The organism is Sphingobium quisquiliarum P25, assembly GCF_000445065.1.
Classification (GTDB): domain Bacteria; phylum Pseudomonadota; class Alphaproteobacteria; order Sphingomonadales; family Sphingomonadaceae; genus Sphingobium; species Sphingobium quisquiliarum.
This window is the reverse complement of the sequence record NZ_ATHO01000154.1, coordinates 1-12,426: the sequence shown is the minus strand read 5'-3', so window position 1 is coordinate 12,426 and position 12,426 is coordinate 1. Positions and strand designations below refer to the sequence as shown.

Below are 12,426 nucleotides of genomic sequence, written 5' to 3'. Positions count from 1 at the left end.
GGTTTCCTGGCCAATTTGTGGGTTGGCGGCGACAAGACGCTGGCGAAGGATGTGGCGGGATATTTTCACCTTCTGGCCGACATCTTCCTTCACCTGATCAAGATGATCATCGCGCCGCTGGTTTTTTCCACGCTGGTTGCTGGCATCGCCCATATGGGGGACAGCGCCGCGCTGGGGCGGATCGGCGGGCGGGCGCTCGCCTGGTTCATCATCGCCAGCCTGATCTCGCTGACGCTGGGCCTCATCTTCGTCAATTTCTTCGCGCCGGGCGAAGGGCTGAACCTCGTCCGGTCGGGCGCGGAATCGGGCGTGAACACCGAAGCGCTCAACTTCAAGGATTTCGTCCTGCACGTCTTCCCCACCTCCATGGTGGGGGCGATGGCGGAAAACTCCATCTTGCAGATCGTCGTCTTCTCCCTGTTCGTGGGCGTGGCGCTGACCGCCATCGGCGACAGGGGCAAGCCGATCATCACCGTCATCGAAGCGATGGTCGAACTGATGCTGCAAGTGACCGGCTATGTCATGCGCATGGCCCCCTTCGCCGTGTTCGGCGCGCTGGCGTCGGCGATCACGACCGAAGGGCTGGGCGTGCTCAAGACCTTCGGCGAGCTTGTCGGCGAATTCTACCTGTCGCTGTTCGCGCTCTGGATAATCCTGTGCTGCGCGGGCGCGCTGTTCCTGGGGCGGCGCATGGGCAAGCTGCTCAAATATGTGCGCGAACCGCTGCTGATCGCCTTCTCCACCGCCTCGTCGGAAGCGGCTTACCCCAAGATGCTGGAGCAGCTCGACCGCTTCGGCGTCCCCCGCCGCATCTACAGCTTCGTGCTGCCGCTGGGCTACAGCTTCAACCTGGACGGGTCGATGATGTATTCGACCTTCGCCACCATCTTCATCGCCCAGGCCTATGGCATCGACCTGCCGATCGCGACGCAGATCACCATCCTGCTGGTGCTGATGGTGACCAGCAAGGGCATCGCCGCCGTTCCCCGCGCCTCCCTGGTGGTGGTGGCGGCGACGCTGGGCCAGTTCGACCTGCCGGTAGAGGGCATAGCCTTCATCCTGGCGGTCGATCACTTCATGGACATGGGCCGCACCGCCACCAACGTGCTGGGCAACGCCATCGCCACATCCGTCATCACCAAATGGGAAGGCATGCTGGAGGTCGAGGAACCCGACTATGTCCCCCATCCCAAAGCCCCGGCCCACACACCCGCCCATGGCCGCGCCGGGCTGGAACTGGCATCCGACATGGTGGAGGCGGAAAAGGGAGAAAGTCATTGACCCAGCGCATGATCTGCCTGCCAGGCCATATCGTCGACCATATGCGCGCCAATTGCCCCGGTCGAACCGACGAGAAGTTGCAGGAAAGCTTCGGGATCAGCTACAATACCTGGCGCCGGATAGATGCCGGTCTGCCGATCAGGGTCAATTTGGCAGAACGCATCGTTCAACGGGTCAATTCAAGATATCACCCGGAAGCACACAAATGTGAGAACGAAAGAAAACTTGGATAATTGCCGCCCAATATTTATCGTTATCGCGATATTCTGAGTTCTGGACAGCGGACATAAGTGTATCTGCCGTCTTCAATTGCTTCAATGAGGTCGCGCATCTGCTCCGATGGCACCTTTGTAGCCCTCGCCTCTTCAGACCTGGCAGGGCAGCAAACGGCCGGACGTCTCCCACCAGCGGCTTAGTTGGTTGTGTTTGCAGGCATTCCTGGCTCCACGCCATATCCCTCGCAACTATTGTGTCGACTTGGGACAGGTTTCCATTAACCATCTTTGATCCTTCGGCAATGGCAACGGTCGTGTATAGAGGCGGATATGAAGAGATATCGCATTTTGCTCGCGGTTGCGGGCTCCGCGCTTGCCGCCTCGGCGGCGTTCGCATCGCCGGTTTCAGGGACAGATGCCCTGCGTGAGTGGAACCTGATCGTGCTGGGCGATCTGAAATCCTCATCGGAGGTCGAAGGGCGAACCTTTGTCGGCGGCGATCTGACCGGCACTTCATCCAATTATCAGATCGGGGCACCGAGCACCTCGCCGAACGGGCAACCGGGCCTTACTGTCGTCGGCAACGTGACCGGCGGTATCAAGAACCTGAACAATGGTTCGGGCGCTGTCGTCGGCGGCAATGTCGAGAGCGGGTTCAATCTCAACGGCCCGTCGCAAACGGTCAAGGTCGGCGGCTCGATTGCCAACACCAATGTCAATCAGAATGTCGTTCAGTCCGGCCTTGCCGCGTCCGATCCTGGATTTGCGAGCGCTCTGGCTGCACAAGGGAGCACGATCGCCGGCAGTATGAAGGAATTGTCGGCTACGCTGAACGGCCTTTCGGCCAACAGCCAGGTGGATATCACCGGCAACCGCGCAACCTTCAACGCCACTCCCAATGCGGACGGGCTCGCGGTCTTTTCGATCAGCGCGGCGGATCTCAATTCCATAGGAGAGATCGCCTTCAACCTGAACGGCGCGGACACGGCGATCGTCAATGTCAGCGGGGCAACGGTCAACCTCAACGACAACTTTCTGGGCGGCACCGCAGGGCTAGGCGAGCATCTCATCTGGAATTTCGCGGATGCGCAGGCTTTGGATCTGACGACCAGCTGGGGCGGCTCGGTTCTCGCTCCCTGGGCATCGGCGCATACCAGCAACTATATCCAGGGATCAGCCGTATTCGGAAGTCTTGTCCAGGATGGCGAAATGCATCTCGGCACCTATGCGGGCAACTACAATCCGCCTGCTACGCCGCCAGGGGGAAGTTCGGGCGGGACGCCAGTCCCTGAGGGTCCGGCCTGGGCACTTTTTGCCCTGGGCGCTGGTGGGTTGCTGCTTGCTCGCCGCCGCAGCCTCCGCCTCATTCGCGGATGATAAGGGAGCGCTATGTGATTGGCGCAGGCAAGTAGAAGGACTGCGTTTGACGCGGTCCCGTCGCTGGATGCAGGCTTGCAACGTCGTGTAATGTTGTGATCGCATTTGCGAAGCACGCTCCCTGGAGCATTTCACCTTTAGTGTCTTCGGATGCGTGCTTGATCTCAAAAGCTATAGGCGATGCCGACGAATCCGGCCGGTTGCCAGCGGCGCTCGACGAACGGGCTGTCGGCCGCCTTGTCGAACAGCCGTGTGACTCCCGCCGATCCAGCGATATTGAGGCCGCCGGCAAGACGGTAATTGGCGGTAACGATAGCGGACACGTCCTTGAAACCGCTCGACGGACGATAAGCGGCAAGGCCCGATGCCGCCGCTTCCGAGGGCGTCACTCCAAAGTAGCGGCGCATATGCTTGTCATCGGCCCAACTGGTGGCGAGCGTCGGGATGATCGTGACCCGTTGCGCGGTCTGAACAGGATAGGATAGCCGCGCATCCGCGATGGTGCCGCGGGTTCCGCCACCGATCACGCGCGTTGCCCCTACGGTGGCGATCGCGCCTCCCAGCCGGAGGGACGTGAAGAGGCGAGCGCCAGCCGCATCGGACAAGCTGTCGATACCTTCTGGCACGTCGCGGCGTCGATAGCCCCGAACGTAAGTGACGCTGCCGCCAAGCTTCAACGTCGGCGTGTCGACGATATGAACGCCGATGCCGTCTCCGAGGCTGGCGAAAAACTGGCCGGCTCGCACGTCAAGCAGTGGAATTGGGAGGACCCGATAGCCCTTCGAGCCTTCAAATTCCGGTACAGCCGCGACGCCCACGCCCAGTGTTATATGATCGCCATCCTGCGCCTGAGCCGTCCTGCTTCCGAGTCCGCCAACGAGCAATGTAAGGGCGAGTGTCCAGGCATGAGCCATGATTTTCATGTACATATTCCTTTTTTGTTTCTGAGATCGGCACCGACAGCCGCCGGTGTCGGCTTTTTCAGAAGCTTGCTCCTCTGGACGCCGGGATAGCGTTACGGATCTCATCAGGGTATGATGTAGCCATCCCCGTCGCCATTGATCGCTTCACACCCATCGTCCATCAGCGGCTCGGCTGGCTTCTATCCGCAGGAAGCTGTGGCACGATACGTCCATCGCCAGCGCGAAGCCTTCGGCCGAACTGTCGACGACGCGGCCATGCAGGTCATCGCGCGGCGCGAACGCAATGGAATGCAGCAGGAAATCGACGCCATCCCAGCGCTTGCTCACCTCATCGAAAAGCGGTTCGATCTGGCCGGGTTCGCGCACATCGCATGGGGCGATCCATTCGGCGCCCAAGGCGGTCGTGACCGGCTCCACCCACGCCTTCGCCTTCTCATTAAGATAGGTCGCGGCAATGCGCGCGCCGCACTGGCGAAAGGCACGGGCGCATCCCGCCGCGATGCTGTGGTCATTGGCAATGCCGATGACGAGCCCACGTTTGCCCGAAAGATCCACCAGCGGTTTCACGCCGCTTCTCCTTCCCGATTTTCCAAAATGGCGGATGTGTGAAGCGCGATCATGCGTTCCTCGTCGGTCGGGATCACCCGGACAGTGATACGACTGTCCGGGGAACTGATGACCGGCGCGTTGCTGGCGTTGGCCTGAGCGTCGAGGACAACGCCAGCCCAGGCGAGCCGTTCGCAAATCGCGGCACGGATGCGGGGATCATTCTCACCAATCCCTGCTGTGAAGACCAGGCCGTCCAGCCCTTCCAAAGCGCTCATCAACGCGCCTGCATGACGTGCGGCCCGCCAGACGAAAAGTTCGATCGCTTCGCGGGCATGGGGATCCTTGCTGTCGTGCAGCGCGCGCATGTCGCTGGACACGCCCGATACGCCCAGCAGGCCCGACTGGCGATAGAGCAGGGATTCGACGTCCTGCGCGCTCATGCCCTCCTGAAGCTGGAGGTGCACGATGACGCCGGGATCGAGCGACCCGCTGCGCGTTCCCATCATCAGGCCGTCGAGCGCGGTGAAGCCCATGGTGGTGTCGATGCTGCGGCTTTCCCGCATGGCGCACATGCTGGCGCCATTGCCCAGATGCGCCGCGATCACACGCCCGCGCGCCAGCGCCGGGTCCAGTTCGGCCAGCTTGCGCGCGATATATTCGTAGGACAGGCCATGGAAGCCATAGCGCCGAAATCCCCGTTCGGCATAGGCGCGCGGCAACGCCATGCGGGCGGCGACTTCAGGCATGTCATGGTGAAAGGCCGTGTCGAAACAGGCGACTTGCAGCAAACCGGGCGATTTGCGCGCGATCTCGCGAATGGCGGCGAGGTTGTGCGGCTGGTGGAGCGGCGCAAGCGAACAGAACGCCTCAAGTTCGGAGAGCAGCGCGGCATCGACCCGCACGGGGTGCCGGAATTTGCGCCCGCCATGAACCACCCGGTGCCCCACCGCCGCAATCTCATATCCGGTCAAATGCGTGCCGGCCCAGTCGTAAAGGACGTCCAGCAACTGCTCATGCGTCAGCGAAGCTCCGCCGGGCCAGTCGCGCTGGATCAGTACGGTGCCGTCATCGTCCCGTATCATGAGGCGCGGGGCGGTGCCGATGCCTTCCAGCTTGCCGCCGGCCTTGTGAACGGGGCCGCCGGGTTCCAATGCATAAAGGCCGAACTTGATGCTGGATGAGCCGGAATTGAGGCTGACGATCGCACGGCTCATGCCGGCAACCCCGGCGCCGCCCTGGTGCCCGCACGCGCCAGAAGTGTGGCAACCGCGCAGGAGGCAAGCCGCGTGCGCAGACTGTCCGCCCGGCTCGTCAGGATGATCGGCACGCGCGCGCCCAGCACGATGCCCGCCGCGTCGGCGCCGCCCAGGAAAGTCAACTGCTTGGCGAGCATGTTCCCGGCTTCCAGATTGGGCACGACGAGGATTTCGGCCTTGCCCGCGACGGGTGAGACAATGCCCTTTTCCCTTGCGGCGGCTTCGCTGATGGCATTGTCGAACGCGAGCGGGCCGTCGAGCAGGCCGCCCGCGATCTGGCCACGATCCGCCATCTTGCACAGCGCGGCGGCATCGAGCGTGGAGGCGATCGAAGGATTGATCGTCTCGACCGCCGAGAGAATGGCGATGCGCGGGCATTCGATGCCGATGACATGCGCCAGGTCGATGGCGTTGCGGATAATATCCGCTTTTTCCTCCAGCCCCGGCGCGATGTTGATCGCTGCGTCGGTGATGACCAGCGGGGCGGGATGGCCGGGCACGTCCATGAGATAGGCGTGGCTGACCCGTCGTTCGGTCCTCAGCCCTGTCTCCCGCGCGACCACCGCGCCCATCAATTCGTCGGTGTGGAGCGAGCCCTTCATCAGCAGCCGCGCTTCACCCGATCGAATCAGCGCGACCGCCTGCGCTGCGGCGGCATGGCTATGCGGCGCGGGCACGATGCGAAGGGCGGAAATATCCGCGCCGGCCTCCTGAGCGGCGCTGCGGATGCGTGGTGCAGGCCCGACAAGAATGGGAGCGATCAATCCGGCCTCGACCGCCTCCACGACCGCTATGATCGCCGCGGCGCTGCACGGATGCGCGATGGCCGTGGGGATCGGATCGCCACCCTGGGCCGCTTTCAGGAGCCGATGATAGCCGTCATGGTCGGAAAGTAGTATGTCAGGCAGCGCAACGGCTGGCCGCCGGACCTTCTCGACCGGCGCTTTCACCACCGCGTCGCCCGCAATCACCTCCTCGCCCTTCTGGTTGGTGCAACGGCAGTCGAGGATGACGATGCGATGATCGGGCTTCTTTTCCTTCACGGTCACCCGCGCGGTGATCGTGTCCCCAAGACCGACCGGCCGGAGGAAGCGGAGGCTCTGGTCAAGATAGATGGTGCCGGGCCCCGGAAGCTGTGTGCCCAGCACAGCCGAAATAAGGCCCCCGCCCCATAACCCGTGCGCAATGACCCGGTGGAACATGTCCGACGCCGCGAAATCGGGGTCCAGATGCGCCGGATTGACGTCACCGGAGGCCAGCGCAAAGAGCTGGATGTCCCGCTGGCCGAGCGTACGCGAAAGGCTGGCGCTGTCACCAATGGCGATTTCGTCGAAGGTGCGGTTTTCAAGCATCGCTTCATCCGCCATCGCTCAATGCTCCAGCACATAATGGCCCGGCGCATCGGCGATGGGTGTGTATCCCTTGTCGGGCGCGCCCATGGACGGCGGTGAGACAGGATCGCCCGAGTGGGCGGCAAGCCATTCGCCCCAGGCGATCCACCAGCTTCCCTCCCGCTTTTCGGCCTGGCTCAGCCATTCGTCCGGGGCAAGCGTCATGCCGTCCGTCTCGCGCGTCAGCATATGATAGCGACGACGCGGATGCCCCGGCTCCGATACGATGCCGGCATTGTGCCCGCCACTGGTGAGCACGAAGCAGATCTCCGCGCCGGTCAGCCAGTGAATCTTATGCACCGAACGCCATGGCGCGACATGATCGCGCTCCGTTCCGACGACGAACATCGGCTTGCGCAGGCCCGAAAGGCTGATGGTGCGGCCATCGACCCGATAGCGGCCCTCAGCCAGATCGTCGTCCAGGAACAGGGTGCGCAGATATTGACTGTGCATCGCATAGGGCATGCGCGTACCATCGGCATTCCAGGCCATGAGGTCGTTCATCGGCTCGCGCTCACCCATCAGATAGGTGGTGAGCAGACGCGACCAGACGAGATCGTTCGAGCGCAGGATCTGGAACGCGCCGCCCATCTGGCTGCTATCGAGATAGCCCCGGCTCCACATCATGTTCTCCAGCAGATTGAGCTGCGCCTCGTCGATGAACAGCCCCAATTCCCCCGGTTCGGAAAATTCGGTCTGCGCCGCGAACAGGGTGACGCTCGCCAGCTTGTCGTCGCCCGCGCGCGCCATCGCCGCCGCCGCGATCGAAAGGAGCGTGCCGCCAAGGCAGTAACCGACGCTGTGAATCTGCGTCGCACCGGTGATCGCCGACACCGCGTCGAGCGCCGCCGCAGGGCCAAGCCGCCTATAGGCTTCCATGTCGAGATCGCGATCGGCGCTTCCCGGATTGTGCCAGGAGATCATGAATACCGTGAAGCCCTGGTCTCTCAACCAGCGGACCAGCGAATTTTCCGGCGAAAGATCGAGAATATAATATTTCATGATCCAGGCCGGCACGATCAGCACCGGCTCAGGCCGGACCTTGTCGGTCGTCGGCGCATATTGGATCAGTTCCATCAGTCGGTTGCGATAGACGATCTTGCCGGGTGTGACGGCGACATTGCCGCCCACCTGATACTCCTCCGCACCGGCCGGGGGCACGCCGCGCACGGCTCGCTGCATATCCTCCAGCAGGTTGCGCATGCCGTCGATGAGGCATTCGCCGCCCGTTTCGAATATCCGCTGTTGCAGGACGGGATTGGTCGCGAAAAAGTTGGTCGGCGCAACCGTGTCGAGCAGTTGGCGCGCGGTGAACTCCATCACGTCTTCATGATGCCTGGTCACGCCGCGCAGGCCGGTCGTGGCGGCGTGCCACCATTGCTGGTTCAGCAGAAAGCCTTGTGCGATGATGTCGAAAGGCGGCTTTTGCCAGGCCGGGTCGGAAAAGCGCCGGTCCTGAGGCAAGGGCGTTATCGCTGGCGGGCAATCCTCGGACAGGGATCGATGGACGGCATAATCGGCCAGCCGTGCATATTTGCGCGCCGCCTTCGCCCCGAGCTGGAGCTGCTTGCCCGGCGCGCAGGCGAGGTGCAGTCCCCAGTCGAACCAGGACTGCATCATCGTTACCGGCGATATGCCCGAAGTGAGTTGGGCGATCGCCGCGCTGGCCGCCCGGTCCAGCGTTTCGGCTATACCGTCCAGCGGGTCCGGCGTCCGGCTTGTCACATCATCCACGGTCAACCTCCTGTCCGCCACGCCTATGTTGCACGAACTCACATACCGACGACCTGAAGCCCTTCCGCCTCAGGCCATGTATTTCGCGCCGTTGATCGAGAGCGTCTCGCCCGAGATGAAACCGGACTCGTCCGCGACAAGGAACAGCACCCCGCGCGCGATTTCATCAGGCGTGCCCAGCCGCCCCATAGGCACCGCCGCCAGCACCGCCTTCACCGCATCCCCAGGCACCGCGGCGACCATGCCGGTGTCGGTGTAGCCCGGTGCGACGGCGTTGGCGGTGATGTTGCGCGTTGCGCCTTCGAGCGCCAATGCCTTGGTAAAACCGATCATCCCGGCCTTGGCGGCAGCATAGTTCGTCTGTCCGAACTGTCCGGACAGGGCGTTGACGGAACTGACATTGACGATCCGCCCGAAGCGGCGCTCGCGCATCCCCTCGATCACCGCGCGGCTCATATTGAAGCATCCGCCGAGGTCGACGTCGATCACGTTGCGCCATTGCGCCTCGGTCATCTTATGCAGCGTCGAATCCTGCGTGATTCCGGCATTGTTGACGAGAATTTCGATCGGGCCGATGTCGGCGGCGACTTTCGCGACCCCTTCCTGGCATGCCGCGAAATCCGCGACGTTCCAGTCATATGCCGGAATGCCGGTCTCCGCGATGAAGCGCCGCGCTTCCTCGTCGTTGCCGAAAAAGTTGACTGCAACGGTATAGCCCGATGCCTTTAACAGCTTGGCCGTCGCTGCGCCGATGCCACTGACGCCGCCGGTGATGAACGCGATACGGGACATGGAGAGCCTTCCTCCTTCACTTGCCGCAAGGCCTCGCCAGTATCCTCTCCGTTCGGAGCCAGCCCAATCGTCGGGGCTGCCTCGACAGCCTGCTGGTTGACAGCGCGGAAGAACGGGCACCATCCGTAACTATACTGATAGTATTATATTGCCGCGTGATGACCGCGAGTTCAAGCGATGTCGCAGCTGCCCAAAAAGGTGGGCGGGCAGCGGACGGATGCCATGCCTCCTTTCGCTTCGCCTCAGGGGCTCAAGAACGGCATGCCTGAAGCCAGAAGATCAAGCGTGCGCTCCATATATTCCATTTTCGCCCTGGGCTTATTCTCGAATTGCTTCCAGAGGATGCGGGCTCGAGGAACGATCACGAGCGCGTCCAGCAGGAACGCAGCAGCGAAGTGCGTATCGGTGACGTGGACGCTCCCCGCCGCGCTTCCTTCATCCAGGATGCCCTGAATCAGTTCCACTCCCGTCTGCGAAGACAATGTGAGCCGGCCACCCGGAATCTCGATGTCCTGTGCCGCCGCCTGCCTGGCCAGTTGTTCAAGGCCGATGATTTCGGGTTTCAGGGATAAATCCAGCATGCGCCGCGCCACGTGGACAAGGCGCTCGCGCACCGTCCCCTGCGGTATCGCCCCGGCGACTGGCCGCATGTGCATTGCTATCCCCCATTGGACGACCGCCACGAGCAGGCCGGTTTTCGATCCATAGCGTGAATAGAGCGTGCGTTTGGTGGTTCCGGCCCGTGCGGCAATCTCGTCCATGCTGACACGTTCAACGCCGCGGGCGAGAAACTGCTCAAGCGCGACATCGAGAATGTGGCTCGCAAGACGCGTCGCGACCTCCTGGCGAGGACGGCCACCGCGCGACTTCTGTGCGTTGGCGCCTTTATTAGCCGTGCCACTCTCCATGGTCGTCAGCTTCCCCTCCTTTTTAACGCCATCTCCCGCATTCCATAATAGTGCAATGCATTTCGTTCTTGAAAGGGTCACATCGGCGCAATACGATACCATCGGTAAAGATACGTATAGCCGGAAGAGGACGCCGGAGCGAAGGCATGAGCCTGTTCCAGTTGCTATCGGATGACTTCCCATGGGCATCGCATTGTCGCCGGAGAAACGTGTGGGATCGCGCGCCGGTTTCCTCGACGCCGGATATTCTGTCGCCTCGACCTCTCATGGGAACGACGAAGTGGCTGGGCGCTTCGGGGGCGGAACAGGGATCGGCGTCATAACAAAAGGAATCCGGCCGGAGGCGGCCTGCCGTGTCGCGCAGCATCACGGTTCTGAAGAGTGAGCGAAACGCGAAAAACAGAAAAGATCACAGGCCATCTGCCTTCGACGCATCAATGCGGTCTCGCGGCAACTAGAAAAAGGGAATGATTTCGTGTTGCCACGACGATGGATGTTCCTGTCTGCGTTGCTCGCGTCGAGCGGCTGCTCTTTCGCCCCATCGCATGTTCGGCCAGCGCAACCGGTGCCGGAGCACTTCGTTGCCGACCCGGACGCCGATGCACCGTCGATCGCGCGGACCGGATGGCATGATTTCTTTCGGGATGAAGAACTTCGCCGCCTGATCGAGGCGGCGCTTGCCAATAATCGCGATATCCGCATCGCCGCTGCCCGCGTCGCCGAAGCGCGCGCCGCCTGGCGTATCGAAGGCGCGCCGCTCTACCCCGAACTCGACGCGGGGCTGTCCGGCAACCGGGGACGTTCGCTGCTGAACCTGCCAGGCGCGGGCGCGCAGAGCTATGATATCAAGCAGGTCACGGCGCAACTCAGCGCGCAGTGGGAGATCGACTTCTGGGGCCGTTTGCGCAGCCTCGGCGACGCCGCCCGCGACCGGTATCTCGCGACCGAGGAATCCCGCCGCGCCGTCGCGACCGATCTCGTCGCTCAGGTGGCCAACGGCTATCTGCTCGAACGGGAATATGAGGAACGAGAGGCGCTGGCACGTCAAACGATCGCCACGCGCGAAGAGTCGCTGCGTATTCTGCGACGCCGCTATGAGGTCGGCTCGGGCAACAGACTGGACATGACCCAGGCCGAAATCCTGCTGGCGCAGGCGCAGACCGTGCTTCAGGGCCTGGAGCAGGATCGACAGGTCAACCTCAATGCGCTGCAACTGCTGATCGGCCAGCCGATCAAGATCGCGTCCGGATCGCGCCGTCTGGCCGATGCCGTGCCGGACGTGGGTTTGCCGCCGGGCTTGCCGTCCGACCTGTTGACGAACCGGCCGGACATTGTCGCGGCGGAATATGCGTTGCGCGCTGCCAACGCCGATATCGGGGCGGCGCGCGCGGCCTTTTTCCCCAACATCCGTCTGACCGGTGCCTTCGGTTCGACCAGCACCGATCTCGATGGGCTGTTCGCCGACGGGAGCCGATCGTGGAGCTTCAGTCCCGCGATCACCTTGCCGATTTTCAATGCCGGACGTCTCAAGGGCAATCTGGACGTCGCCAAGGCGCGACAGGTGCGCGCGGTCGCCGAATATGAACAGACCGTGCAGACCGCCTTCCGCGACGTGTCGGACGCGCTCGTCCGGCGGCGCCAGCTCGGCCGTCAGGTCGCCACCACCCGGACGATGCTGGACGCGGCCCGCGAGCGGGGGCGTCTGGCGCAGCTTCGATTCGAAAATGGCCGTTCCGCCTATCTGGAGGTGCTGGACGCGCAACGCGGTCTCTTCGACACCGAACAGACGCTGGTGCAGCTGCGCCGCGCCCATCTGGCAAGCGCGGTCGCGCTTTATGCGGCTCTGGGCGGCGGCTTTGCCGGTGCGCCGCCCTTCAACAATTCGCCCAACACTCAGCCGACCGGAGCCGACCCGAAATGACAGCAATATCCCGCAAGCGCTGGATCGTTCGCGGCCTGATAGCGGCTGCGGTCATCGTCGCGGGCTTCGCCCTGTGGAA

The 12,426-nt window shown here is 62.8% G+C and carries 11 protein-coding genes; 3 read left to right on the top strand and 8 right to left on the bottom strand.

From position 1 onward, the window contains the following. On the top strand, window positions 1–1,281 hold a 1,281-nt coding region (locus tag L288_RS39020), incomplete at its 5' end, for a dicarboxylate/amino acid:cation symporter (protein ID WP_021239598.1). On the opposite strand, the gene L288_RS43520 is transcribed toward L288_RS39020, so the two are convergent. Next, window positions 1,275–1,451, bottom strand: a complete 177-nt coding sequence (locus L288_RS43520) for a hypothetical protein (RefSeq protein WP_161625675.1) — start codon at window positions 1,449–1,451, stop codon at window positions 1,275–1,277. The two genes, L288_RS39020 and L288_RS43520, sit on opposite strands and share 7 nt — an antisense overlap. 375 nt (window positions 1,452–1,826) lie before the next feature. On the opposite strand from L288_RS43520, the gene L288_RS39015 reads away from it, so the two are divergent. Next, the gene (locus L288_RS39015) at window positions 1,827–2,873 is read left to right on the top strand and encodes a choice-of-anchor A family protein (protein WP_021239596.1); all 1,047 of its coding nucleotides are present in this window, start codon (window positions 1,827–1,829) and stop codon (window positions 2,871–2,873) included. A 164-nt stretch (window positions 2,874–3,037) separates the two neighbouring features. Here L288_RS39015 and L288_RS39010 read toward each other — a convergent pair whose 3' ends face one another. The 7 genes from L288_RS39010 to L288_RS42140 form a co-directional block, all read right to left on the bottom strand. Next, window positions 3,038–3,796 (bottom strand): MipA/OmpV family protein, encoded by a 759-nt coding sequence (locus L288_RS39010; RefSeq protein WP_021239595.1) that lies wholly within the window; start codon window positions 3,794–3,796, stop codon window positions 3,038–3,040. 144 nt (window positions 3,797–3,940) lie between these two features. Next, window positions 3,941–4,363, bottom strand: a complete 423-nt coding sequence (locus tag L288_RS0122155; RefSeq protein ID WP_236613059.1) for an SDR family oxidoreductase — start codon at window positions 4,361–4,363, stop codon at window positions 3,941–3,943. Then, entirely contained in the window at window positions 4,360–5,559 is a 1,200-nt protein-coding gene (locus L288_RS39005; RefSeq protein ID WP_021239594.1) for an acetate/propionate family kinase, read from the bottom strand. Before L288_RS39005 ends, L288_RS0122155 begins: the two co-directional genes overlap by 4 nt. Beyond that, the gene (locus L288_RS39000) at window positions 5,556–6,968 is read right to left on the bottom strand and encodes a bifunctional enoyl-CoA hydratase/phosphate acetyltransferase (protein WP_021239593.1); all 1,413 of its coding nucleotides are present in this window, start codon (window positions 6,966–6,968) and stop codon (window positions 5,556–5,558) included. Before L288_RS39000 ends, L288_RS39005 begins: the two co-directional genes overlap by 4 nt. A 3-nt stretch (window positions 6,969–6,971) precedes the next feature. Next, on the bottom strand, window positions 6,972–8,726 hold the full coding sequence (locus L288_RS38995) for a PHA/PHB synthase family protein (protein ID WP_408020626.1): 1,755 nt from the start codon (window positions 8,724–8,726) through the stop codon (window positions 6,972–6,974). A gap of 69 nt (window positions 8,727–8,795) precedes the next feature. Next, on the bottom strand, window positions 8,796–9,518 hold the full coding sequence (phbB, locus tag L288_RS38990) for an acetoacetyl-CoA reductase (protein ID WP_021239591.1): 723 nt from the start codon (window positions 9,516–9,518) through the stop codon (window positions 8,796–8,798). A 242-nt stretch (window positions 9,519–9,760) separates the two neighbouring features. Further along, window positions 9,761–10,426: a TetR/AcrR family transcriptional regulator gene (locus L288_RS42140; protein WP_021239590.1), complete on the bottom strand. Its 666-nt coding sequence runs from the start codon at window positions 10,424–10,426 to the stop codon at window positions 9,761–9,763. A 493-nt stretch (window positions 10,427–10,919) separates the two neighbouring features. On the opposite strand from L288_RS42140, the gene L288_RS38980 reads away from it, so the two are divergent. Continuing rightward, window positions 10,920–12,347, top strand: a complete 1,428-nt coding sequence (locus tag L288_RS38980) for an efflux transporter outer membrane subunit (RefSeq protein ID WP_021239589.1) — start codon at window positions 10,920–10,922, stop codon at window positions 12,345–12,347. The last annotated feature ends 79 nt before the right edge of the window (window positions 12,348–12,426 follow it).